The sequence below is a fragment of the Gammaproteobacteria bacterium genome (assembly GCA_029862005.1).
GTDB lineage: Bacteria > Pseudomonadota > Gammaproteobacteria.
The window spans coordinates 109,877-135,381 of sequence record JAOTYD010000001.1 but is presented as its reverse complement, the minus strand read 5'-3'; the positions used below and the strand labels follow the sequence as shown (position 1 = coordinate 135,381).

Sequence of the window (25,505 nt, the reverse complement as noted above, 5' to 3'; positions counted from 1 at the left end):
TAAACATGTCCGAAGCGCAGGAATTTGCGACCCACATCGTCGACCTGCTGGATTCGTTCGGACCCTGCGAAGCCAGACGCATGTTCGGCGGTTACGGCATTTTTCACCAGGGATTGATGTTTGGTCTGATTGCCGACGGCAGCCTCTATCTCAAGGCTGACGATGAAACCCGCGAGTTGTTTAGCGCCGAAGGTTGCGAAGCTTTCAGCTATTACAAAAAGGAAAAGGAGTATCGGCTTTCCTACTATCTTGCGCCCGAGGAGTTTTTCGAGGACCCGGACGCCTGCCTGCGCTGGGCGAGGCTGGCCTTCGACACCGCCCTGCGTAATCCGAGTAAAAAAAGTAAGCGGCAGAAAGCATGATCGAGTGGATAATCCTGGCCGGAATCATCGGGGTCGTGGTTTATGGCATCACCATATACAACAACCTGGTGCGCGATCGCCAACGCACCCGTGCCGGCTGGAGCGATATCGAAGTACAACTCAAGCGTCGTCATGATTTGATACCGAAACTGGTCGACGCGGTAAAGCAATACGCGGCTTACGAGCAGGCGACGCTTGACCAGGTCACCACACTGCGAAATCAGGCCGGCAATATCCAGGGAGTAGAACAGCAGGGTCAACTGGAAAACGGTATCAGCCAGGGCCTACTATCGATTTTCGCGCTGCAGGAAGCCTACCCCGAGCTCAAGGCTAACCAGAGCTTTCTACAATTACAAAATGACATCAGTGCCGTCGAAGCCGACATTCAGCATGCGCGGCGATACTACAATGGTGCGGTTCGGAATTTAAATACCCGGATCGATAGCTTTCCTGACCTGTTCATAGCCCGCCTGTTTAACTATCGGCCTGCCCAGTATTTCGAATTCGAGGAAATTCGGCGATGATAATGCTGCGCGCCCTGTTCGCCGCTCTACTGCTATCTTTGTCTTTCAACGGCCAGGCAGAAGAGTATATAGAGTCTTTTCACAGCGACATCGAAGTGCGCCGCAATGGTGATTTACAGGTAACCGAAACCATTGTTGTCAGGGCCGAGGGTCAATCTATCCGGCGCGGAATTTTCCGTGATTTTCCAACCCGTTATACCACCGCAAAAGATCGCACCATGTCGGTCGATTTCGAAGTTCTGTCGGTGCAACGCGACGGCCGTTCCGAGCCCTACCACATCAAGAATCAATCCAACGGTAAACGGCTTTATATCGGCGCGCATAATGTTTACCTGTCACCTGGCTTCTATGAGTATCAAATTCGGTACCTCACCACTCGACAGCTCGGCTTCTTCGACGATTTTGACGAACTCTACTGGAATGTCACCGGTAACGGCTGGGCCTTTCGAATCGACCGGGCATCAGCCCGCGTGACGCTGCCCGATGCCGTTACCGACTTCCAGCTTACCGGATATACCGGCCCGCAGGGCTCGACCGCGCAGAACCTGCGACATCGTCGCAGCACCAGCAATCAGGCTTATTTTGAAAGCAGCCAGCCGCTGGGACGCCACGAAGGGCTTACAATCGTCGCGGGGTGGCCGAAAGGGATCGTTAACGAACCCGGCGCTTCCCAGCGCCGCGCCTGGTTTTTCGAGGATAACCAGCCCGCGCTTATAGTTGGCGGAGGCGCACTCGCGCTGTTTGCTTATTATCTGACGCTGTGGCTATGGTATGGCCGGGATCCCGAGTCGGGCGTGATTATACCGCGTTACCAACCACCCGTGGGGTACTCACCCGCATCGATGCGGTATGTGCAGAACATGGGCTACGATAAAAAATGTTTTACCAGCGCAATCATTAATCTCGCGGTGAAGGGCGCCGCTGATATCAATGACGACGAGGGACAGTTCAAGTTGACCAAACAGGAAGCGACCGAACTACCGCTTGCCCCCGGCGAAGGGCAGGTCCTGAACGGGCTGTTCGGGGATGGGCGCGACAACATCAGTGTCGTGCAGTCAAACCATGGCATCCTGTCAAAGGCTATCGGCAAACATAAAAAATCACTCAAGCGCGATTACGAGAAAAAATACTTCAACACCAACAGCGGGCTACTGATTCCGGGCGTCCTGGCGACCGTGATTGTCATTGCAACTGCCATCACGAGGCTGCCATCGGAAGAAGTCATCATGAAAACGATATTCTTCGTCGTTTTCTCGGTCGTTCCAATAATCATGCTTTCAGCCATTTGGCGCGGTTTAAAGCGCCTTCGGAAGAGAGGTAAAATCCAGGTTGCGGTTAACGTCGTGGTGCTATTGGTCTTTGCCTGGGTAATCTTGAGCACGGGTATCCCCATTGTGGGGTTCTCGGAAGTAGTACCCCTGCCCCTGGTTACTGGCGTTATCGCGATGCTGGCCATGCACTATTTTTTCTACCAGTGGTTAAAGGCACCGACACTTGCAGGGCGACGGCTACTGGATCAGATCGAGGGCTTCAAACATTACCTCAAGGTGGCCGAAGAAGATGAAATGACGTTATCGGGTGCTCCCAGCTTCACCATCGGTTTATATGAAACTTATCTACCCTATGCGATTGCGCTCGATCTCGAAAACGAATGGACTGCCAAACTCAATCATGCGATTGCACAAGGCCTGATCGAAAGCAACTATTCTCACCCAGGCTGGTATCATGCTCGCGGTCACCGCGACAATCATTTTTCAAACGCGCTATCGAGTTCTTTCGATTCGGCGATCGCATCTTCGTCGGTCGCCCCCGGATCTTCGTCGGGATCGTCCGGAGGCTCATCGGGTGGCGGTGGCGGTGGTGGCGGTGGCGGCGGCTGGTAAACCAATCTCTACACCTCGTTTTTCCTCCTGAACCAATATCGATAGCGGCCTCGATCAATGTCGAGCTATTTATGCTTGGTTGAGCTGAGGACAACAAACTTGCTGTCAGAGGCGATGGTTTCGCAATTGCCAAACAGTTTTTTCAGTTTGCTGTGATAAGCCATGTGACGGTTACCGACGATCCGCAATTCGCCACCTGGAGTCAATACGCGTTGCGCCTGCCTGAACATTTGCCATGCGGTCGCATCACCGACACCGTGCTGCTGGTGAAACGGTGGATTAATCAAGACGAGGTCGTGGCGATTGGAATCCACACCCTGCAGGCCGTCGCCTACCCTGAACGTGGCGGCACGCGATCCTGCAAACGCGTTGCGAAAATTATCCTCTGCACTTGCGATCGCCATGTACGATTCGTCGCAAAACAGCATGCTGGCCTCGGAATTCAGGGCGGCGGCGATAATTCCGATGACCCCATTGCCGCAACCCAGGTCAACAATACGTCGAAAACGATCCGCCACCGGCATATTCTCCAGCAACAGCTGACTGCCCCGGTCAAGTCGATCACGGCTGAACAGGCTCGCATGATTTATGATCCGGTAGATTCGATCCACCTGCAATTCGTAGCTGTCAGGATAAGGGCTTTGACCCTCGTTAAGCGATTGATCACGCTCAACCAGGATAAGACGGCTTTTCTTGCGCGCCCGCGTTGTCGTTGTCGGCCCGAGGATGGTTTCAAACAGATCCAGCGTCGATCGGTGGATATTGCGCGCCATTCCAGCCGCGAAAATATGCGTATCGTGATGCAAAACCCGGCGTAATGCATAGAGCTGGTGTTCGAGCAAGGCGAGCGCTTTTGGAATCTTGATTAGTACGCAGTCAACGGACGCCGTGGGAAAATTGATACCCTGGTTGGTCTTGACCTGATCAACAGGATAACCGTTTGCGGTCAGGTTATCGCGTAGTGCTTGCTGCGCCAGATAGGAATCGTTCCAGGAATAAACCGGGTGATTCGCGAGAGCTACGGCGAGTGCGCCGAAGGTATCATTCAATATCAGTAGCTTGCCGTGGCGCGACAGCACCTTGATTTCATCAAGATAGTTCAATAGAAATTCATCGGCGGAGTCCCAGGCCTGCAACAGTTCATCGCGCGGATTACAAACCAGCTCAAACTCGCCCTGAGGCACCAGCAGTAACTTCTGGCTATCGATTGATAAAGGCTTGTTCATCGCTTACCGACAAACGGTAACGCCAGCATGCCCGGTAATCGATCAACCTGCCTGGCATTGCGAAATTCTGCGAGCCCTATCGTCATTGCCTGGTGACCCTTTTCGGGCTGATCGATATAGGTCCTGAAGACCCGGTCCCAGATTGAAAGGTTGAAACCATAGTTACTGTTGGTCTCCCGCACCAGCACCGAATGGTGCACCCGGTGCATATCCGGGGTGACCAAAAAACAACGTACTAATCGATCAACAGCGCGCGGTAAACCAACATTGGCGTGATTGAATATCGCCATACCGTTCAGCACGATCTCGAACACGAGTACCGCGATCAGCGCCGGGCCGAGCAGTATTATCACCAGCCATTTGAACAACATCGAAACGATGATTTCAATGGTGTGAAACCGGGAACCGGTGGTCAGATCGAAATCGAGATCGGCGTGATGTACACGGTGCAAACGCCACAGGATCGGTACCAGGTGCATCAATCGATGCTGCAGGTAGATCGCAAAATCGAGCAATACTACTGCAGCTGATACCTCGAGCCATAAGGGTAAATCAACGAGGTTAAACAATCCCCAGCCCTGCTCCGCCACTGAATAGGCAATCCCTACCGCTGCTGCAGGAAACAATAGCCTCAGCACCATGCTGTTCAGCAGTAACAAACCCAGATTACTGCTCCACCGCAGCGCCTTGGGAACGCTCAGCTCCCGTCGAGGAGCTATCAGCTCCCATAGCAACATGACGATGAAAACGAGCCCGAAAACACCAAGGCGGATAATGGCCTCGCGTTCAAGGATGAAGGTTTCGATTTCGACCGCGTCCATGGCCTGCATTTTCGAGCATTATCGATGACATTGACAGTCTTAAAAAACAGACCCCAAATCGGAATCGTGGTGTGCGAGTAATTAGAACCACACTCGCAGGACTCCTCTTTTTTATTCCTGTCACTAACTTGTTACAGTTGTTATCTGTTTAAATGCATTAGTGTGTTATACAGACCCGGATTAAATTAGACCAGTCCTCAGATGTTAAACGATATCCTGATCATATTGATACTGTCGGTGATGGGGGTCGCTGTGTTTAAACTCATCGACATCCCCGCAGTGCTGGGCTACCTGGTGGTAGGTTTGCTTGCCAGCGACAATGCTTTCGGCTTGATTCATGACTCACATGCGATCGAGCAAATTGCCGAAATCGGGGTGGTTTTCCTGTTATTTACGATCGGTCTCGAGGTTTCTATTCCGCGCCTGATCTCGATGCGTAAAATCGTCTTCGGCATCGGTGTTGCGCAGGTTACTGTGTCAACCTTGAGCACCGTGGTGGTTGGTATCTGGCTGGGACTGTCGTGGCAGGTCGCTTTCGCCCTTGGTGGTGCACTCGCAATGTCATCCACCGCAATCGTGGTAAAGCTGCTGACTGAACAGTACGAGTTGCATCAACCACATGGCAATATATCGCTCGGCGTATTGCTGTTCCAGGATCTGGCGGTAGTGCCATTCCTGGTATTGATACCGATTTTCGCCGCACCCGGAGTAGAATCTTTGCTGATGCCGATCAGCCTGGCCCTGGCCAAGGGCGCTTTCGCTTTCGCGGTAATATTCTACGCCGGCCAATACCTGGTCCGGCCCGCGGTGCGTGCGGTTGCCGCCACCCATTCGCATGAACTGTTCACGCTGTTTATCCTGCTGATCGCGCTGCTGGCTGCCTGGCTGACATGGCAACTGGGGCTATCGCTGGCCATGGGTGCTTTTCTCGCCGGCATCATGCTCGCCGAAACCGAGTTTCAGCATCATATCGAAAATGAAATCAGGCCTTTCCGCGATGTTCTGATGGGATTGTTCTTTATTTCCGTCGGTTCGCAATTCGACTGGCGCATCATCATCAATGAACCCCTGACGGTCGCGATTTTGACCCTGGGCCTGATCGCTGGCAAGGGTATCGCGATCGCAGTCATCACACATCTGGCCGGCTTTACCAAGGGAGTCGCGATTCGTGCTGGTATTCTACTCGGCCAGGGCAGTGAATTCGGATTCGCGTTGCTGGCAGTCGCGCTCGCTACGGGTCTACTCGAGCTCGGACTTAGCCAGCCCATCATCGCGGCGATTATCCTGAGCATGGCGATATCACCGATGCTGATTCAATTCAATGAAAAGATTGCCTGCCGATTTGATCCGGATTATCGCGACAGTCTGAACCAGGTCGAAACAAGTATCGAGGAAGCCTGCAAGGATATCGCGGACCACGTTATTCTGTGCGGCTTTGGCCGCACCTCGCAAAATCTCGCGCAGTTCCTGCGGCGGGTCGGCATTCCTTTCGTTGCGCTGGAAATCGATACCGACATTGTCACCGAGGCGCGCGAGGCGGGTGAACCGGTTTTCTATGGCGATAGCAGCAAACCCGAGATTCTGCAAAGCGCCGGCTTTGCCAGGGCCCGGGTACTGGTCATATCATTTACTGAATTCAAGGCCAGCGAGCATATCGCCAAGACTGCGCGCGAGTTAAGTAAGGATATTCCGATGATCATTAGAACCCGCGACGATCGTCATCTCGAGCACCTGCTCGAGTGTGGTGCCGATGAAGTGATCCCGGATACGGTCGAATCAAGTATGATGCTTGCCAAGCATACCTTGACAGCGCTGGGTGAGGATCCCCATTCCATCGATGAAATGCTCGACGAGGCGCGTGAAGGGCACTACGCCCGGGTACGTGCATTTTTTCACAGCGTGGACGACGTCGATCTCGATGCGCCCGATCATCACCATATGCACAGTATAGAAATACTCGGTACTTACGCTTCGGTTGGTCACAGCATCGAATCCTTGAAAAGTCTCGACAAGGTCAAAATTATTGCGTTACGTCGTAACGGAGTCAGCTGCGACAGCCCGCTCATCGATGTTGAATTTAAGCCGCACGATGTCTTTGTCATCGAAGGTCACCCGGATGATATTCAGGCAGTCGAGATAGAAATCATGTCAGGTTTATAGGGCAACTTTATGGTCGACGAAGAAACCGTATCGCCGTTAGCGCTAAAGTGGAAACTGCGCGTATCGCCGCGGGCACGATACGCCAGGCTGCAAATCAAACCGTATGGCGGACTTGAAGTGATTATTCCGACGCGTTTCCCACGCAATGAAGTTCCGGACCTGGTCGCAAAACACGAAGCCTGGGCACGACGTCAACTTGCACGGCAGTCAAAGCTGCGTCAGTCCATACGCCTGCCGCGGTTGCTGACTCTAGCTTTCGACAACAGTTCTATTCCGGTGGTTTACAAGGGTGATTCGCTACAGTTCAATTTCGACTTGTTCGACGAGCCCAGCACAGATCAAATAGTTATCCAGGCGAGCGGCCATCGCGAGCGTGTCCATGAGTTACGCGACTGGATTCGAAGCAAGGCACAGGCGTCGTTTCCTGCACTGCTCGAGCAGATATCGACCAGAACCGGGCTCGAATTCAATAAACTGAGTGTTCGCAGTCAGAAGACACGGTGGGGAAGCTGCTCAAGACGCGGTAACATCAGCCTCAATGATCAGCTTCTATTTCTGCCGGTAAAAACCGTGGAATACCTGATGATTCATGAGCTTTGCCATACGCGACACCTGAATCATTCCAGGGCCTTCTGGACGCTGGTGGAAAAACATTGCTCCGACTTTCGAGCACACGAGCAATTACTGAGCGATTCGCGCAACCTGGTACCTGACTGGTTCCTGCTCGACCTTTACAGCTGAGCCGGGGGCAATCCAGCTAATTGTGCTAGTTTGCCTGGTTGCGCTCGATATACTTGATCCTGTTTTCGATCAGCAGGTTCTTGGTGCGTGACAATTTGGACTGACTCGAAAAAGGTCCCAGCTCTACACGATGCCAGGTTTCATCATTGACGACGGCGGACTTGATGGTCGCCTGCAGGCCCAGGAATGCCAGCTGCGCCTTGAGGGTGTCGGCTTCGCCAGCGCTTTGGAAAGAACCGACCTGCAGTATCGACCGGTCGACAGCTTCCTTATTGATACTGGGATTTTCGATGGCTTCACGGTCTTCCTCTGAAATCGGGATTTCGACTTTACGCTTTGGCAACACCGAGTAGAAATCGATGGTTGGTTTATTCGGACTGCCGGTCGATGCCTGCTGCTGATTATCTGCGCCGCTGTTTTCAACAATTTTTTGATCGAGAAACAGAACCAGTGCAATAAACGAGGCCAGCACCAATAGCAGGAATGCCCAGACCCAAAGCGATGTCGACTGTTTTTTTGCCATCAGAATCGTTACATTGTTTCCGGCGCCGAAACACCCATTAACCCGAGGCCATTGCTTAATACTTGCTGTACGGCCGATGCCAGCGCCAGACGCGCGGCACGCAACTCAGCGTCATCGACGATAAACTGGTGCGCGTTATACCAGGAGTGGAAATGATTGGCGAGTTCGCGCAAATAGGTAACCACCAGGTGGGGTTCACGGCGAAGCGCGGCGGCTTCTACCCGCTCCGGAAACTGGCTCAGTTGCTTCACCAGGGCTTGCTCGTGTGCGTTTTCCAGACGCTCCAGGTTAGCATCCTGGACAGCCGGGTTAATCCCCCTCTCGACGCACTGCCGTCGGACACTGCAAATTCGTGCATGCGCGTACTGCACGTAATAAACCGGGTTATCGTTGGATTGCTCGCGCGCCAGATCGAGATCAAAATCCATGTGTTGTTCCGATTTGCGCATCACGTAAAAGAAGCGTGCGGCATCCAGCCCGACGTCTTCCCGCAATTGTCTCAACGTGACGAATTCCCCGGAGCGTGTCGACATCGAAATCTTCTGGCCGTGTTCGAACAAATTGGCGAATTGCACCAACTGAACCTCGAGGTTGTCGGCATCATAACCCAGCGCGCTCAATGCCGCTTTGACCCGGGGAGTATATCCGTGATGGTCCGCGCCCCAGATATTGATGACCTTGTCGAATCCCCGGTCGAACTTGTTCATATGGTAGGCGATGTCAGAAGCAAAATACGTGGTCTGCCCATTTTCACGCCGCACCACGCGATCTTTTTCATCGCCAAAATCGGTGGAGCGAAACCACAGTGCCCCATCCTGTTTATAGACGCTACCTTTATCCTGCAACCGCTGTATCGCTTGCTCAATCAGACCGTCGTCGCTCAACGAGCGTTCCGAAAACCAGTTTTCGAAATCAACCCCGAAGGCATGCAGATCATTACGTATCACATCGACCAATGTCACCAACGCCAAGTCGAAAACGACGCGGTACCCGGTGTCGCCAAGCAGTGTCTGGGCGTTCTCGATCAAGTCATCGATGTGTTTTTCCTTGTCTCCTGCGGGCGCATCTTCACTGACATCGGCCATCACCTCGAGCACAGGCTTCTGAAAACGAGCAGCGTTTTCACGGTGCAGCGTCGCCGCGATGTCCCAGACGTAATCACCCTGGTAACCATTGCTCGGAAAACTGATTGTCTCCCCGCAGAGTTCCAGGTATCGCAACCAGACGGAGGTGGCGAGAATATGCATTTGCCGCCCGGCATCGTTGACGTAGTACTCTTTTTGCACTTCGTAGCCAATAAAGCCCAGCAAGTTGGCAAGCGTTGCACCGATCGCGGCACCGCGACCGTGACCAACATGCAGCGGTCCGGTCGGATTGGCAGATACAAATTCGACCTGGATCTTGCTCTCCTGCCCGATTGCACTGCTTCCAAATTCGGTGCCCTGCTCGAGTATCCTGTTAATAATCGAATGACTCGCGGCGCTGGCGACAAAGAAATTGATAAAGCCCGGGCCGGCCACTTCAACCTTTTCGATCGTGTCGATGGCGTCTAGCTTACCGACGATCAGTTCTGCCAGAGCCTGCGGCGGCGTGCCCACTGCCTTGGCCAGTGTCAGCGCAATATTCGAAGCAAAGTCACCCTGCCCGGGATCCCTGGCAGGCGTCACCTGGATATTGGCATTGAGTTCAGACGGAATCTGCGAAGCCTGCTCAAGCTCGCGTAGAGCCTGCGCGATCAGATCGGTGATGATTTGCTTCAAGGGCTAAAACTCGTACCCGGATGGGAAAAATGATCGTGGATTTTACCCGAGCTGTCCTGCCTGGGCCACCCATCATTTCTGCAAACCATTTCGCTATCTCGGAAGATCGCCCGTAAAAGACGCTCCCAACCGGCGCAAGCGCCGGTTGGTCCATCCATGGAATCGCTTGGAACGCGGCATCCATGCCGCGCTACACTTTTACGGGCGATCTTCCGAGATAGCTACCAGTTTCAAAGGCGTGGTCATCGCAATCTTATAAAGTTCATTTACCAAATGATTTCCGCATTCGCGGAAATGATGATTTTAATGTTGGAGCTCGTTGCGAACCAACAAGGCACGGTCATCGGGATATCTTTGTGAGACGGCACTCCGGGCGCGAGCCTACACGAATGTATTTACGGCGATCCTGCAAAGATATCCCGATGACCGTGCCGCACTATTACGCTTTCTCACTGGGTAGCTCTTTATGACAGCTACGGGGTTAGAGGTCGGGAGGATCGACATCGATGCTCCAGCTGACACGGGCGCTGCTGGCGAGTTGCTCGAGGGCTGGCATCGATTGCTGCAGAACCGAGCGCAACGCCTGGTAATCCTGCGAGATCAGCGTCAATTGCGCGCGGTAGCGACCGACCCGGCGGGTCATCAATGCCGGCATCGGCCCGACGCAGGACAGTGCCTCGAAACGAGGCGCTGCCTCGAGCAACGTCCTGATATCTTCGAGCCTGGCAAGCGCTGCCTTAAGCTCGATTGCATCGGCACGAAACATAACGACCCGTGCAAAGGGTGGAAATCCGAGCAGGCGACGCTCCTGTAACAGCTCGTTCGCGATATCGCGATAGTCTCGCTGGCTTAGTGCCTGCATTAACGGATGATCCTGAAACCGGGTCTGTACGATAGCCTCGCCTTCCCGATCGCCCCGCCCCGAGCGTCCGGAAACCTGGTACAGCGTTTGCGCCAGGCGTTCGCTGGCACGGTAGGAAGCGCTAAACAATGCCTGGTCTGCATCCAGAATCACGCTCAGCGTAATTGCAGGATAATCGTGTCCCTTGGCGATCATCTGGGTGCCAATCAGAATGCAGGGTTGTCCACTCTGCAATTGTTTCAGCCGCGCCTTCAGCGCGGCACGAGACGCTATCACGTCTCGATCAATACGCAGCACGGTGGTGTCCGGGTAGCGCTGAATCAAACCCTGTTCAAGCTGCTCGGTACCGATGCCATAATGCCTGATCTCGGCATGGCCACACTCCGGACAGGTTTCGGGTACGGCCTGGGCATAGCCACAGTGATGACATAACAGGGATTGCACCGATTGGTGCAAGGTCAACCGTGCATCGCAATTTTGACAAAGAGATTGCCAGCCGCATTCGTGGCACATCACGATCGGTGCGAATCCTCGGCGATTCAGATACATCAAAACCTGGCCTTCCTGCGCCAGATGCCGCTCGATCTGCGCCAGGGTTTGCACGGCGCAGCCAAATTCGAAGCGACTATTGCGCACATCGATAAGCCGGATTGGCGGTGGTGCAAACCGGGTTGGGCGCTGGTTAAGACGATAACGGAAATAAGTGTCACGCGTGCAGTTGGCAATGGTTTCCAATGACGGCGTAGCTGAGCCAAGGACGATCGGTATATCCAGCATCTGGGCACGTTTGATCGCAACATCGCGGGCGTGATAGCGCACACCGTCGTCCTGACGATAGGATTGATCATGTTCTTCGTCGATGATAATCAGGCCGAGTCGATCGCATTGTGAAAACAGGCTGGAGCGCGTACCCAGCATAATCCTGACCTCACCCCTGCGAAATCGATCCCAGGCCTGGTAACGCTGAAACTCGGTGAGACCCGAGTGCGAAATAGCGAAGCACTCTCCAAAACGCTGCTCGACCCGCTCGATCAGCTGGTTGGTCAGTCCAATTTCCGGCACCAGGTAAATAACCTGAAGATCGAGTGCAAGTCGACCCTGGATCAGCCGCAGGTAGATCTCCGTCTTACCGCTGCCAGTGATGCCATCCAGCAAGTGCACGGCGAAGCGATCCACGCGTGGTTCGAGTTTAGCAAGACAATCTTGCTGCTCGTGACTCAGCCTGGGCACATTATCGGCCGGCGTCTCGAGAAGAGGTTTTTCCATCCACTCCCAGCGCACCAGTTGTTTGGACTCCAATGTCTTCACCACCGTATGCCAGGCAGGATTGATCTGCTTGAGCTGGATTGCAGTCAGGCCGGACTCATGCTGGAAAAGAGCATCGCAAATTTCAAACTGTCTGGGCGAACGCCGTTTGAGCCCTGCAATCAGGTCTGGATCAGATTTAACGAGACGCCAGCGTTTTACCCGTACCGGATTGTGCGGACGCAAACCTCGCAGGTAGCCCGGTAAGCACTGGAATATGACCTCACCCAGCGATTGCAGGTAATAGTCCGACATCCAGCGGGCCAGCGCCAGCATGTGCTCATTAATAATAGCAGCATCGTCAAGCCGCTCTTGTACCGGCTTGATTCGGTCGGGATCGAGCTCACTGACGTCGCTGGAGTCCAGCAGTACTCCCGTTTTGACACCGTTGCCGAAGGGCAATCGGTAACGGGCACCAACCACCGCAGAATCATCTGGCGTAATCCGGTAATCAAAAACACGGTGCAGCGGCAGTGCGATGGCGAAAGAGGCATATCGGGATTGCGGCACGCGGATTACTCAAGCGAAAAGCTGAATCATACTCGAATTGAGTACCGACCTCAGCGACACATTTGCACGAAGTTGGAACATCAGTTACCGTCCAAAGTTAAAGTTGTTTCTGGAAATTAAAAGCTAAATTGTTAAGAAATGGTAACAAATGGATTTATCCACATATTCTGTGGATAAGTCTGTGCATGAAATGCACATAACACGCTGCAAGCCGCATTTCCATTGATCATCTATTAGATTGCTCATTTTTGCATCGATTTAAATTTCTTTTATATATCAAAGGGTTATAGCAACTGGTCAATTTTTGATCGATAGTGTGGAAACTAATTGGGGACAGATACCGATCGATTAACCTCATGTGTATATCTTGCCCTTGTCAATAGGGAAGCAACACATTTTTAAGTAAATATATAAATTAAAAGTATCTCATTAATAGTGAAATCTTAAATCCGCCAAAACCAAAAAAATCAGCGCCCTGTTTCGCAGTGACTTTGCCCGGTACCACGATTAAACTAGCGACGTTTTTGCACTCGAGCCATTCACCATGTCCGCCAAAATCGCGGTTCTGCTGACCAACCTTGGAACACCGGACCGCCTTGAACGAGCCTCGGTGAAGCGATTCCTGAAGGAATTTCTTTCTGATCCACTGGTGGTTCGGCTGCCCAGCATTTTCTGGTTGCCATTACTTTACGGCATTATCCTGCCGCTACGAAGCGGTAAAACACTGCAAGCCTACAGCCGGGTCTGGAGTGAAGCAGGCTCCCCGTTGATGGCATACTCAAACAAACAGCGCGCGGCATTGCAGCAAAAACTACTTGAACAGGCGCACGTCGACCTCGCGATGCGCTATGGCAACCCCTCTTACGAATCGGTACTGCGCCTGCTGCGCGATGCCGGGATCGACAAGCTGGTAGTGCTGCCGCTTTATCCCCAGTACTCGGTGACGACAACCGCGACCAGCTACAAGCATTTAATAAACACACTGAAAAACCTGGACTTCACGCCGGCGCTCGAGTTCGTCGGTTATTACCCCGATCACCCGGCCTATATCGAGGCGCTGGCCGAATCGATTCGTGAGCACTGGCAGCAAGGGCAAAGGCATCTGCTGATGTCCTTTCACGGTCTACCGCAGGCGAACGTCGACCGTGGCGACCCCTACCAGGCACAATGTGAAAAAACGGCCAACCTGCTGGCGGCCAGCCTCGGACTCGGCGAATCCGACTGGTCGATCGGTTACCAATCGCGTTTCGGCAAGCAGGCCTGGATCCAGCCCTATACCTCAGACATGCTGCAGCGACTGGTTGCGCGCGGCATCAAGGCAGTTGATGTCGTTTGCCCCGGATTCTCTTCAGACTGCCTCGAAACCCTGGATGAGATCGAGGTCGAGTACCGCAACGAGTTTATCGAACTCGGCGGCGAGCAGTTCAGCTATATCCATGCGCTCAACGACCGCGACGCTCACATCGAAATGATGCGCCAGCTGGTCGAACCTCACCTCACCTAGGCCGGCGCTTCAGAAAGGGCCGCAGTTTTGATATTCGACTCGAACGCCTGCAATCGCTTGTAGATCGAGATCAGCTCGACAATGGTCGACCACGAATTCACAAGGTACTGGAACGAGCTTTCCACTTGCTCGAACGCGTTCGTAATCTGCCGGAACAGGCCAAAGGTAATCGCTCCCGCAACGATGGTCGGCCCCATCGCAATCAGTGGCAACAGCACGCTGTACTGGATATAGGCGAAGCGTGCGAAATTAAAATATCCGTAGTGCAGATAAAGTCGATAGTAATTCTTTCTGACATGGCCGAACAGCTCCACCACGGTGAGCGGTTCCGCCCGGTCTTCGTGGTCCTCGCCGTAAACCAGTTCCTTGCGGTAGGCGGCTTCGACCAGCTGGTTGTTGAATTCAAGTCCCGGCAGCTTAATACCGACCAGTGCCACCACCACGGTTCCGAAAATAGCCGACAGGATGGCAATATAGATTAATGAATGTTCGACCGGGCCGATCCAGGGTAATTCAGTAATATGTTTGCTCAACTCGAACAGGATCGGTAAAAAAGCAATCAGGGTCAGTATCGAGCGAAAAAAATGAACACCGAGGCTTTCAACGATGCTGGCGAAGCGCATGGTGTCTTCCTGCACCCGCTGTGCGGCCCCTTCTACCTTGCGCAACACGGGCCAGTTCTGCATGTAAAAGTTGTTCATCGCGGTGCGCCAGCGAAACACGTAATGACTCGTGAAAAACGAAGTCCCGACCTGAATCAGGATCCAGAAAGAAGCCAGCTTGAGGAAACCCGTCATGACGCTGAAGAATTCATTGAGGGTAATCTGGTTGGGCGCAGACAGGGCTTTCTGGATCATATTGTAAAACTCACCATACCAGTCGTTAATTTGTACCGACAGATCGACCTGGTACCAAATCGACCATAAAATTACGATCGATCCCGCCAGTGACCAGTGCAGCCAACTCTTGTTCATGAAAAATGAGCGAAACATCGGATTCCTCTTTATTTAATGTTATAGGGCAGACATCCAGACAACCCGCGAGTTGCAAATCTGAAGACTAAATACCTCGAAGCGCGGCATTATAACAGCGAATTAATAACCGAATCCTTTATACTTCGCGCTCATGTGCCTGATCCTGTTTGCCTACCAACAGCATCCCGAATATCCGCTGATCCTGATCGCCAATCGTGACGAGTACTACGTACGACTCACCCGGGACGCGCACTGGTGGGATGACGCAGAAATTTTTGCCGGGCGCGACCTCGAGGCCGGAGGCACCTGGCTCGGGGTTAATCGCCAGGGCCATATCGCCGCGGTCACCAACGTGCGCGAACCCGGCGGTATGCGCGCGGGCAAAAAGTCTCGGGGTGACCTGACTCGAGATTACCTCGCTGCAAATGAGCAACCCGAGGATTATCTGCACCGACTTTCGCGGCACGACCAGGATTTCGCGGGATTCAACCTGCTACTGGGGAATCCAGCGGGACTCTGGTTTTATTCGAACCGGGATCACGGAATCCACAGGATCGAACCCGGCGTTTACGGTATCAGCAACGGAGGATTCGACGAACCCTGGCCCAAGCTCAGCTCGGGCAAGGCCGAACTCGAGAACTTGCTCAGTGGCGATATTGATACCGCAGAACTCATGGAAATACTCACCGACCACCAGATTGCGCAGGACCATGAACTGCCGAGTACCGGTGTAACTCTCGATATTGAACGCATGTTATCGAGCCGGTTTATCCGCTCCTCCGAGTATGGCACCCGTGCTTGTAGCGTGGTGACTATCGGGACCAATAACCGGATTAATTTCAAGGAACAAAACTATCCTGACGCGGAGCATCGCGGTAAGCTTGTCGAGGAATTATTCGAGCTAACCCAGTGATCAGCAATACCGTTCCTCAACTGCGCTACGCCAACCTCGACAACGGAATGGTGGAGGTAGTCTGGAGCGATTCCAGCAGCAGCATCTTTCACCCGCTCTGGCTGCGTGATAACTGCCGCTGTGAATCCTGCGGCGATCCCGCAATCGGTTATCGAAACCTGCGCCTGACTGCGCTCGATCTCGACATCATGCCCGGCGCACTCGCGCTAGAACCCGACCTGCTCACGGTCAGCTGGCCTGACAGCCACCGCTCGACTTTTACCGCGCCCTGGTTGCACGTGCATGCCGGCAACATGACCGCACGCGAGGCGCGCGTGTTTAAACCCAGGCTCTGGGACCAGGATTTTCGTGACGCACCGCCTCGCTTTGATTACGCCGGGCTCGAAGATGACGATGCAGTCCTGCTACAGGTGCTGCAACAGGTTCGCGATAGCGGAATTTGCCTGCTACAGAATGCACCCACCGAGCCCGGGGTCGTGGAGGCATTTGCACGACGCTTCGGCTTCCCCCAGGAATCCAATTTCGGGCGCGTACAGGACCTGGTTTTCGATCCAGGCAGGCGCAGCATCGCGAACGATATCAAAGCGCTCAAGCTGCATACCGATGAACCTTACCGGGCTTCGCCTCCCGGATTGCTATTGTTTCACTGCATTGCCCACGATCAGACCGGAGCCGGATCATCGCTCTTCATGGACGGTTTCGAAATCGCGGAGCAATTACGGGCCAGGGACCCGGACGGATTTGAGGCGCTATGCACCCATGCACAATCCTACCGGCGTCATTTCGAAAACGACGTCGATCTGATCGCCGAGTTTCCGATTCTAAGCGTCGACGAGTTCGGCAACCTCTGCGGAATCCGCTTGAATGATCGCGTCGCGGCACCCCTGTCGATTCCACCCGACCAGGTTGCAGTCTTTTATCGAGGCCTGCTGTACCTGCTCGGGCTTGCCGAAGACGACAAGCTGATGATGAAAATTACCCTGCAGCCGGGTGATATTGCAATATTTGATAATCACCGGATTTTACACGGGCGCAGCGACCTGTCGATAAACGGTCAACGCTGGTTACAGTGGGTTCAAATCGAGCGTGGCGATTTTTATTCCAGCCTGCGTATCATTGCCGATCGGCTCGGGCTTGCGCGAGACGATAGCCCGCTGCTGCGGGGGGCTTACGGATCCTTTGGATACCGGGGACGAAGATGAATGAAGCTGCAGTGAAATCAAAATGAAAGTATTGCTGGTAACCGGCAGCAGCCGCGGCATCGGGGCCGAGATTTGTCGCCAGGCGGCGGCCGACGGCTGGAAGGTCTGTATCAACTATGCCCATTCCGAGGATGAAGCCGATCGCGTGGTTGCCGAGATTCGTCAGCGCGGAGGCATTGCGATTGCGCTGCAGGCAAACGTCGCCAACGAGGATGAAGTCATCAGGATGTTCGAACGCATCGACCTTGAACTGGGGCCTCTAACCGGGCTCGTCAACAATGCCGCTATCAACGGGGGCGGCACGCGAGTCGATGAAATGGATGCCGCGGTGTCGAGGCGGGTTTTCGATATCAACGTACTGGGGGCTTTTACCTGCGCCAAGCACGCAATCAGGCGCATGGCGAAACGTCACGGCGGCGGCGGCGGCTCGATCGTCAACGTTTCGTCGGCCGCGTCCAGGCACGGCGGACCCTTCAGCTACATCGACTATGCAGCCTCCAAGGCTGCAATCGATACGTTTACGGTCGGTCTCGCCAAGGAGCAGGCTGACCAGGGCATACGGGTGAACTGCCTGCGACCCGGTGTCACGATGACGGAAATCAGTACCGAGTACGCAAAGGAACATCCCGAATGGCTCGACTGGGTATTGCCACAGGTGCCGCTGGGGCGTCCGGCCGAGGTGGCCGAAATAGCCAACGGTGCGATGTTCCTGCTGTCCGACAAGTCATCCTACGCCACCGGCGCAATCCTCGACATCTGCGGTGGCTGGGTCAGCCCCTGAGCTCTATTCAACCTCAAAAGTAAGATGACTAAATCGTTTCAAGCCGGCAACCGAAGGCACCTCCGGGGATAAGCCGCAAAAGTGTAGCGCGGCAGGGATGCCGCGCTCCAAGCGATTCCATGGATGGACCAACCGGCGCCAGCGCCGGTTGGGAGCGCCTTTTGTGGCTTATCCCCGGGGGTGGCTTTGGTGAGCTTTATATATTAAAGAGAGATTCGGTGTTGCGGGTGAGGGTGACGGCGAGGTCTTCGACGCCGCAGTTGCGCAATTCAGCCATGGTTTGCAGGTGATCGACGATAAACGCCGGCTCGTTCAGTTCACCGCGGTGCTCGGCGCCCGGCTGATCGGGTGCATCGGACTCGATTAACAGGGCATCCTTCGGCATCGCGGCGACCACCCTGCGCAACTTCTGCGCCCGCTCAAAACTCAAGGTTGCGGCAATGCCCAGCTTGAATCCCGTGTCATACAGTTGCTGTGCCTGCTGCTGGCTGCCCGAGAAACTGTGTACGACGCCGCCAAACCGGGCCTGTTTGCGCACCAGGCTGATGACTTCATCCATAGCCTTGCGCACGTGCACGATCACCGGTAGATGGTGGTTATTGGCTAGCTGCAGTTGCTCGGTGAATAACTGCAGCTGCCATTTTTCATCGACCCGTGACGCATAGAAGTCGATGCCGCATTCGCCCACCGCGACCGGCTGCTCGCGTTCCAGCCATTCGTCGAGTTCACGTAAATGGTTGGCCTGGTGCTGTTCGATAAACATCGGATGCAATCCGTATGCAGGGTATAGCCCGTCTCTGCCTTCGCAAACCTGTTTTACTTTTTCCCAACGATTAGCGGTGGTCGCCGGAATAACCATGCGCGTCACATTGACGGCCGTGGCCTGTGCAATGACATCTTCACGACGACTATCAAAGCGGTCATCATCAAGATGGCAGTGACTGTCAATCAACTCCATGATTTCATACCTCGTGTCGGCGATTGATCAAATCACGGATAATCGGGGTCAGAATAATTTCCATAGCCATGCCCATTTTCCCGCCGGGCACCACGATCGTGTTGCGCCTCGACATAAAGGCACCGCTGATCATGGACAGCAGGTTGGTAAAATCGGTATTGCGTATGTCAGGCTTCCTGAAGCGAATCACGACAAAGCTTTCGTCCAGTGTTGGAATGTCTCGCGCGATGAACGGATTCGAGGTATCTACCGTGGCCACGCGCTGGAAGTTGATATCCGTTTCCGAAAACTGGGGCGTGATATGTTTCACGTAGTCCGGCATGCGACGCAAAATATTATCGACAACCTCGTCCTGGCTATATCCCCGTTCGGCACTGTCACGGTGAATTTTCTGGATCCACTCGAGGTTGACCACGGGAACCACCCCCACCTTCAGATCAACGTAGCGCGTCATGTCCACGTTTGCGGTTTTAACGAGTCCGTGCAGTCCTTCGTAAAACAATAGATCAGTGCCGGACTCGATATCTTCCCAGGGGGTAAATTGCCCTGCCGCGAGCCTGATACCGAGGCGTTTAGCGTGCTGTTGCGCCTCTTCCTTATCGTGCAGGTAATACCTTTTCTGGCCGCCGCCCGTTTCACCATAGACTCTAAACAACTGTTCCAGTTTCTCAAACTGGTTAGCCGCTTCCCCGAAATGACTAAAGTTGACGCCGGCGCGATTGGCTTCAATCACTTTCTGCTGCATGCCTTCACGATCATAGCGATGAAAGCTGTCACCTTCGATGACGACGGGTGTTAACTTTTGTCGATAAAAAATCGCTTCCAGTGCCTTTTTAACCGTCGTGGTTCCGGCACCGGAGGAACCGGTGATGACGATGACGGGATGTTTTTTCGACATGATTTAAATCCTGGTCAAATTCCTTGCAGATTCCGGCACTTATTATACTCGACCAGGGTGACGGGCAAACCGGGTCTGTCTTTGTGGCTGGTGGTAATATTGTGTACACTCATTTGGATATTCCTGTCTCATCTTGTCAGCGCTAAAATCTTTAGCACTACTGGATTCAAACAGATAAGCAACATCGATGCAGGACCAGCGGGAACAGTAACCCCGACTGGTAGTAATTTAGTGAGGATTCGACCAACACTTGAGCAGATTAACAAGAATACTCAGGGTCAGGCTTAAAAAAGTCAAACTCAAAAAACTGCGCAGCGTAAAGTGGATTGCCGGAATAATTTTTGTCGAGTTTGGCTGGTTTATAACCGACCTGGCCCCCAGCTCCGACATTGCCTGGGTCACGGGCATACTGCTCTTTACCATATACCTGTTTGTTTTCGAAATCGTCAGTGTCGATGAAACCGCGATTACGATCATGGTGATACTCGGCCTGACTTCCTTGCTGGCCCCTTCAATGGGACTGGAACAGGGGCTGGTCGATACCCAGCACCTGTTTGACGGCTTCGCCAGTAATGCGGTGATATCGATCATCGCGGTCATGATTATCGGCGCGGGCCTCGACAAGACCGGGATGATGGGCACGGTCGCGGGATTCATTCTAAGGATCGGCGGGAGTTCCGAGAACCGCATAATTCCGATTGTCTCGGGGACGGTCGGAATCATTTCTTCGTTCATGCAGAATGTCGGCGCTGCCGCGCTGTTCCTGCCGGTGGTGAGCCGCATTTCGGCGCGCTCCAACCTGCCGATGTCGCGTTTGCTGATGCCAATGGGCTTTACTGCGATTCTCGGCGGCACCGTTACGATGGTAGGGTCTTCCCCGTTAATTCTGCTGAATGACTTGATCCTGACCTCGAACGTGGCCCTGCCACAGGACCAGCAAATGCAGACCTGGGAACTGTTCTCGGTCACTCCAATCGGGCTGGCACTGGTGGCAACCGGTATTATTTACTTCATGCTGGCCGGCAAGTACGTGCTGCCAACAATCACCCACGAATCTTCCACTGCCGTTGCCGGCAGCACCAAGTACCTGGAAGAGGTCTACGGGGTTGATTACCTGACCTTCGAAGTCAATATTCCCGAGGACAGCCCGCTGGTTGGCGAGACACTCAATGATATCGAATCGGTCAACAAGATCCGTATCGTTGCGATCAAGGCAGCTGGTGCTGGTATGCGCGCAGGTCGAGGTGATCTATCGCGTGATGTCGAGTTTGCCGCCAACTCCACAATCGGAATACTTTGCTCCCCGGCCCATTTAAAGGATTTCGTCGACGCCTATGGCTTGAATATCCAGAAGGGACTAAAAGTGTTCTCCGAGGTATTGTCGTCGACACAGGCAGGTGTCGCCGAAATCGTAATCCCACCCGGTTCGGCCCTGATCGGTAAATCGGCACTCGAGGTCTGGATGCGCAAGACCTACGGAATTGCGATGGTGGCCCTGTATCGCGATGGCGAAACCATGGTCGAAGGTGACAACATTCGCGACATGCCGCTCGAGGCCGGCGACACTATTCTGGCCCACACCACCTGGAGAACCCTGGCTCATCTCGAACGTGATCGCAATTTTGTTATCGTCACGTCGGAGTATCCGCGCGAACATACGCGCCCCAACAAGGTCGGCTGGGCCACGTTTTTTTTCTCGCTGGCACTGTTCATGGTGTTGTTTACCGATTTACGACTCTCGATTGCGCTGATGACCGGCGCCATCGGCATGATTATTTCAGGTGTACTTAAAATAGAGGAAGCCTATGAATCGGTGTCCTGGAGTACCGTCTTCCTGCTGGCCAGCCTGATTCCACTCGGGCTCGCCGTCGAAACCAGCGGTACCGCGAAGTGGATCGCCGAACAAACCCTGCTGGTGGTCGGCGACATGCCGATCTGGGTGATCCAGGCGGCGGTCGCCCTGCTGGCAACCTTTTTCACACTGGTAATGTCGAATGTGGGGGCCACCGTCTTGCTGGTGCCATTAGCAGTTAACATTGCCATCGGTGCCGACGCCAATCCCGCGGTATTTGCACTCACCGTGGCACTGGCGACCTCCAATTCTTTCCTGATACCCACTCACCAGGTCAATGCGCTGATAAAAGGCCCCGGCGGCTACCGGGTGCCGGATTTTATGCGGGCCGGTATTTTTATGAGTATCCTGTTCATCGTCGTCATGCTGGTGATGATGAATCTTATTTTTTAGTGAACACCAGGTCGCAGACACCGTGCCCGAGCCTGAGGCCACGTTGCTCGAAGCGTGTTTGCCCCCGGTAGGCCGGGCGTTCAGCGTAACCGCTGTCATCACCCTCATTTGAAAAACGGGCATCCGCCAGAAACTGCGCCGCGATGGACTCGGCATAGTCCTGCCAGTCGGTCGCCACGTGGATCGACGCGCCCGGTTTCAGGTCCCGGTAAACCAGATCACGGAAGTGTTGATTGACGATACGCCGCTTGTGATGGCGTTTTTTATGCCAGGGATCCGGGAAAAACAGCAGGATTCGGTCCAGCGTCCCGGGCGTAATCATATATTCGAGCACTTCGACTGCATCGTGCATGACCAGGCGTACGTTGGCCAGCGCCATCTGGTGGATGCGGTTCAGGCAGCGCCCTACACCCGGGGTATGCACTTCAACCCCGATATACAGGCTGCTGCGGTCTGCCTCGGCCATATGGAGTAACGCATCACCGTTACCGATGCCGATTTCAAGTTTCAGCGCATCGAATCCGGCGGGCAATTCCAGCCCGTTTTGCTGAAACTCCAGACCGTATGAAGGCCAATATAGCTGGATCGCATTTTTCTGCGCATCGGTCATGCGACCGCGCCGGCGAACAAAGCTTCTGATCGAACGCGGATACTGCTTGTCGGTGGACATTTGTGACACGCTTCTCAACTTGTAGGTGCTTGATTTTAACGGTTTTTAGAGCTATGTACCGTTTATCGGTGCTTTTTCATACCCTATCTTGTTTAAGCAGACTTTTCTCCCGATTGAATTAGGATACAAGCATGAAAAAGAATTCAGGTTTTACATTATTGGAGTTGGTTCTGACGGTTACGATGATATCTGTCGTCATGGCGATCGCGATACCGTCGATGTCAACTTTTAACCAGAACGACCGGCTGGTCACGAACATCAACACCATCATCGGTCACCTGGCTTACGCCCGCAGTGAAGCGGTCAAGCGAAGCCAGCAGGTCTCCATCTGCGTCAGCAACGATGCAGCGACCTGCACCGGTGGCAACAACTGGGAAGATGGCTGGATAATTTACATCGACGCCGACGGCAGCAATACCTTTGATGCGTCTGAAGAAGTGCTGCGCGCCCAGCAGGCGCTGAACACCAGCCAGACTCTGACGCCAACCACGTTTGCAAGCCAGGTCACCTACGACTATCGCGGATTTGCCACTTCCACCGGCAGCTTTCAGCTTTGTGACAATCGTAGCGGCCCGTATGGCAAAACCATTTCTATTTCCAATACCGGTCGCGTCAGGCTCCAGGATGGTTCAGCATGTTAATCAAGAAACAAATCCAGCAGGGCGTAACCCTGATCGAAGCAATGATTGCATTGCTCGTGATTTCGGTTGGTTTACTCGGTATTGCATCGTTGCAGATTACCGCGATGAGCCAGAATTCCAGCTCGCTTAATCACAGCCAGGCTGTCTGGATGGCGTATAACATGTCAGACCGGATTCGGGCCAATATCAGTGAGTTCACGACTTACGATGGCGCCGACACTGCCAGCAGTGCTCCCCAGGATTGCATCACCAATAACTGCTCCAATGCACAAATGGTGACCGCTGATATCGCGGACTGGGCAACCATGGTTGGCAATCTTCCCGCTGGACGCGGCATCATCGGCAGCAACGCCGATGGATTGTTGATCAATGTCATGTGGGATGATGATGGCACCGGCGCAACCGGCACCGGTTGTGATCCAACGAATTCGGGTGATTTAACCTGTTACACACTGGTGGTGGCACAATGAGACGCTTCAGCAAACAAATGGGTATTTCCCTGGTCGAGATACTGGTTGCGCTTGTCATCAGCCTGTTCCTGCTGGCTGGTATCGTGCAAGTGTATGTCGGCAACAAGGCCACTTTCGCCTTTACCAATGCACTCGCCGAAATCCAGGAAAACGGCCGCTTTGCGCTCGACTCGATGAGCCAGGACCTGCGTCTCACCAATCAATGGGGATGCATCTCTTTCAACCCGGCTGACACCGACAACATTAACGACGCGTTAAACGCCGGCAATGTAACTGGCTACGACACAGACTTTCACGATTTCCTCGGCGAGGAAGCGATCCAGGGCACCAACGATACCGGTCTTAACGGCTCGGACACGTTGATCATTCGCGGCGGCAAGCCGGGCCAGACCAATGTTGAGGCGCCTTTCCTTGCCGCAACGGATCAAAGAATTTACACCGATACGATTAATACGATCGGTGCCGGCGATCTTATCCTGGTAGCGCGCTGCGGGGAGAATGACCTGTTGATCGAAGCCGAGGCCGATATTCTGCCGGTAACGGGCGTCGTCCCCGGAACGACTTCAGACCAGCGCCTGATTAGCCTGGGCGCGAACAAGAGCCAGCAATTCGAAAACGACGCGATGGTCATCGAACTGCAAACCGTCACCTATTCCATCGGTGCCGGCGCCAGCGGCTTACCCGCGCTGTTTCGCCAGGAGTTTAACGGGGCAGCCCAGGAACTGGTTGAGGGTGTGCAAAGCATGCAGGTCCTGTACGGCATCGACAGCGACAACGACCAGTTTCCGAATCAATACGTAACCTCGAATAACGTCGGGCCCAATTTCCAGAACGTGGTATCGGTCAGAATCATGCTGCTGTTGCAGTCGATCGACGATTTCGTGGCTGACGACCCCCAGGTTTATTCTTATAACGGCGTAACAACCACGCCGGCCGATCGTCGGCTGCGCCAGGTTTTTACGACCACTATCGCACTGCGTAATCGCATAGGTTCATCATGATTTATTTTAACCGACAAAAACAGCAAGGCGTCGCACTGGTAGTCAGTTTGATTATCCTCGTCAGCCTCACCATGCTCGGCCTGACTTCAATTCAGCGCACGACCACGGATCTCGCCATGGCGGGTAACCAGCGCGAGACCGGGCTCATGTTTCAGGCGGCCGAAATTGGCCTTGACAGTGCCGAGGATTTTATCGAAGCCTCGAACACGAATGCAGATTTTGAAAATACCGGCCCCAACAATGCATTGGGACTGTATACGGTAATGGCCAGCGATGCGACTTACTACAGTCCGAATTACTTCGATGACACTACCTGGACCACGGCATCACAAACATCCACGACCTCGCTGGATGCTTATGAACAACCAAGATACATGATCGAATACCTGGGAGACCGCTCACAAAACCCCCTGGCCGCAGTCAATATCGGGGGCTATGGAACACAACAGACCGGCAAGACCGTATCGATTTACCGTTCGACCACGCGCGGCGTGGGACTGACCGGTAATTCGTTCCGATACGTGCAGTCGTACTTTGGCAAAGACAAGCCATAACACATATTTTTACTAGG

Annotated in this window: 23 protein-coding genes; 14 read left to right on the top strand and 9 right to left on the bottom strand. The window is 53.8% G+C overall.

From position 1 onward, the window contains the following. Positions 1–5: 5 nt before the first annotated feature. The 3 genes from OES20_00650 to OES20_00640 are packed head-to-tail and all read left to right on the top strand — an operon-like array spanning position 6 to position 2,769. Positions 6–362: a TfoX/Sxy family protein gene (locus OES20_00650; protein ID MDH3633188.1), complete on the top strand. Its 357-nt coding sequence runs from the start codon at positions 6–8 to the stop codon at positions 360–362. After that, entirely contained in the window at positions 359–886 is a 528-nt protein-coding gene (locus OES20_00645) for a LemA family protein (GenBank protein ID MDH3633187.1), read from the top strand. The genes OES20_00650 and OES20_00645 overlap by 4 nt, the downstream gene beginning before the upstream one ends. Next, complete coding sequence (locus OES20_00640) at positions 883–2,769, top strand: DUF2207 domain-containing protein (GenBank protein ID MDH3633186.1); 1,887 nt, start codon at positions 883–885, stop codon at positions 2,767–2,769. The genes OES20_00645 and OES20_00640 overlap by 4 nt, the downstream gene beginning before the upstream one ends. Positions 2,770–2,834: 65 nt before the next feature. Here OES20_00640 and OES20_00635 read toward each other — a convergent pair whose 3' ends face one another. Then, positions 2,835–3,995, bottom strand: coding sequence for a methyltransferase (locus OES20_00635; GenBank protein ID MDH3633185.1), 1,161 nt, complete (start codon positions 3,993–3,995; stop codon positions 2,835–2,837). Further along, positions 3,992–4,816 carry a sterol desaturase family protein gene (locus OES20_00630; protein MDH3633184.1) on the bottom strand — a complete coding sequence of 275 codons (825 nt, stop codon included), beginning with the start codon at positions 4,814–4,816 and terminating at the stop codon, positions 3,992–3,994. The genes OES20_00635 and OES20_00630 overlap by 4 nt, the downstream gene beginning before the upstream one ends. A gap of 201 nt (positions 4,817–5,017) precedes the next feature. Between OES20_00630 and OES20_00625 the strand changes: the two genes are divergently transcribed. Both OES20_00625 and OES20_00620 read left to right on the top strand, forming a co-directional pair. Next, positions 5,018–6,976, top strand: coding sequence for a monovalent cation:proton antiporter-2 (CPA2) family protein (locus OES20_00625; GenBank protein ID MDH3633183.1), 1,959 nt, complete (start codon positions 5,018–5,020; stop codon positions 6,974–6,976). Between the two features lie 9 nt (positions 6,977–6,985). Further along, positions 6,986–7,717, top strand: a complete 732-nt coding sequence (locus OES20_00620) for a M48 family metallopeptidase (GenBank protein ID MDH3633182.1) — start codon at positions 6,986–6,988, stop codon at positions 7,715–7,717. A 25-nt stretch (positions 7,718–7,742) separates the two neighbouring features. Here OES20_00620 and OES20_00615 read toward each other — a convergent pair whose 3' ends face one another. The 3 genes from OES20_00615 to OES20_00605 all read right to left on the bottom strand — a co-directional run bounded on the left by OES20_00615 (position 7,743) and on the right by OES20_00605 (position 12,677). After that, positions 7,743–8,240 carry an SPOR domain-containing protein gene (locus OES20_00615; GenBank protein ID MDH3633181.1) on the bottom strand — a complete coding sequence of 166 codons (498 nt, stop codon included), beginning with the start codon at positions 8,238–8,240 and terminating at the stop codon, positions 7,743–7,745. A gap of 8 nt (positions 8,241–8,248) precedes the next feature. Then, entirely contained in the window at positions 8,249–10,000 is a 1,752-nt protein-coding gene (argS, locus tag OES20_00610) for an arginine--tRNA ligase (protein MDH3633180.1), read from the bottom strand. 481 nt (positions 10,001–10,481) lie between these two features. After that, a complete protein-coding gene (locus OES20_00605; protein MDH3633179.1) occupies positions 10,482–12,677 on the bottom strand; it encodes a primosomal protein N' in 2,196 nt (731 codons plus the stop codon). A 544-nt stretch (positions 12,678–13,221) separates the two neighbouring features. Here OES20_00605 and hemH point away from each other — a divergent pair. Beyond that, positions 13,222–14,181: a ferrochelatase gene (gene hemH, locus OES20_00600; protein MDH3633178.1), complete on the top strand. Its 960-nt coding sequence runs from the start codon at positions 13,222–13,224 to the stop codon at positions 14,179–14,181. Here hemH and sbmA read toward each other — a convergent pair. After that, entirely contained in the window at positions 14,178–15,173 is a 996-nt protein-coding gene (gene sbmA / locus OES20_00595) for a peptide antibiotic transporter SbmA (GenBank protein MDH3633177.1), read from the bottom strand. The two genes, hemH and sbmA, sit on opposite strands and share 4 nt — an antisense overlap. Before the next feature lie 133 nt (positions 15,174–15,306). On the opposite strand from sbmA, the gene OES20_00590 reads away from it, so the two are divergent. From OES20_00590 to OES20_00580, 3 genes are read left to right on the top strand one after another with little or no spacing between them, the layout of a single operon-like run. Next, a complete protein-coding gene (locus OES20_00590; GenBank protein MDH3633176.1) occupies positions 15,307–16,068 on the top strand; it encodes an NRDE family protein in 762 nt (253 codons plus the stop codon). After that, positions 16,065–17,270, top strand: coding sequence for a TauD/TfdA family dioxygenase (locus OES20_00585; protein ID MDH3633175.1), 1,206 nt, complete (start codon positions 16,065–16,067; stop codon positions 17,268–17,270). Before OES20_00590 ends, OES20_00585 begins: the two co-directional genes overlap by 4 nt. Positions 17,271–17,292: 22 nt before the next feature. Continuing rightward, positions 17,293–18,051 (top strand): SDR family oxidoreductase, encoded by a 759-nt coding sequence (locus OES20_00580; GenBank protein ID MDH3633174.1) that lies wholly within the window; start codon positions 17,293–17,295, stop codon positions 18,049–18,051. Between the two features lie 196 nt (positions 18,052–18,247). Here the strand turns inward: OES20_00580 and OES20_00575 are convergent, their stop codons facing one another. Together OES20_00575 and OES20_00570 are read right to left on the bottom strand one after the other, a co-directional pair. Continuing rightward, on the bottom strand, positions 18,248–19,009 hold the full coding sequence (locus OES20_00575; GenBank protein MDH3633173.1) for a TatD family hydrolase: 762 nt from the start codon (positions 19,007–19,009) through the stop codon (positions 18,248–18,250). Positions 19,010–19,013: 4 nt separating this feature from the next. Beyond that, the gene (locus tag OES20_00570; GenBank protein ID MDH3633172.1) at positions 19,014–19,907 is read right to left on the bottom strand and encodes a phosphoribulokinase; all 894 of its coding nucleotides are present in this window, start codon (positions 19,905–19,907) and stop codon (positions 19,014–19,016) included. A 325-nt stretch (positions 19,908–20,232) separates the two neighbouring features. Between OES20_00570 and OES20_00565 the strand changes: the two genes are divergently transcribed. Continuing rightward, positions 20,233–22,152 (top strand): SLC13 family permease, encoded by a 1,920-nt coding sequence (locus tag OES20_00565; protein MDH3633171.1) that lies wholly within the window; start codon positions 20,233–20,235, stop codon positions 22,150–22,152. On the opposite strand, the gene trmB is transcribed toward OES20_00565, so the two are convergent. Continuing rightward, positions 22,142–22,822 (bottom strand): tRNA (guanosine(46)-N7)-methyltransferase TrmB, encoded by a 681-nt coding sequence (gene trmB, locus OES20_00560; GenBank protein MDH3633170.1) that lies wholly within the window; start codon positions 22,820–22,822, stop codon positions 22,142–22,144. The genes OES20_00565 and trmB overlap by 11 nt on opposite strands. Positions 22,823–22,953: 131 nt before the next feature. On the opposite strand from trmB, the gene OES20_00555 reads away from it, so the two are divergent. From OES20_00555 to OES20_00540, 4 genes are read left to right on the top strand one after another with little or no spacing between them, the layout of a single operon-like run. Next, positions 22,954–23,463 (top strand): GspH/FimT family pseudopilin, encoded by a 510-nt coding sequence (locus OES20_00555; protein ID MDH3633169.1) that lies wholly within the window; start codon positions 22,954–22,956, stop codon positions 23,461–23,463. After that, positions 23,457–23,933, top strand: a complete 477-nt coding sequence (gene pilV / locus OES20_00550; GenBank protein MDH3633168.1) for a type IV pilus modification protein PilV — start codon at positions 23,457–23,459, stop codon at positions 23,931–23,933. The genes OES20_00555 and pilV overlap by 7 nt, the downstream gene beginning before the upstream one ends. Then, on the top strand, positions 23,930–24,934 hold the full coding sequence (locus tag OES20_00545; GenBank protein ID MDH3633167.1) for a PilW family protein: 1,005 nt from the start codon (positions 23,930–23,932) through the stop codon (positions 24,932–24,934). Before pilV ends, OES20_00545 begins: the two co-directional genes overlap by 4 nt. Then, positions 24,931–25,488: a PilX N-terminal domain-containing pilus assembly protein gene (locus OES20_00540; protein ID MDH3633166.1), complete on the top strand. Its 558-nt coding sequence runs from the start codon at positions 24,931–24,933 to the stop codon at positions 25,486–25,488. Before OES20_00545 ends, OES20_00540 begins: the two co-directional genes overlap by 4 nt. Positions 25,489–25,505 lie beyond the last annotated feature (17 nt).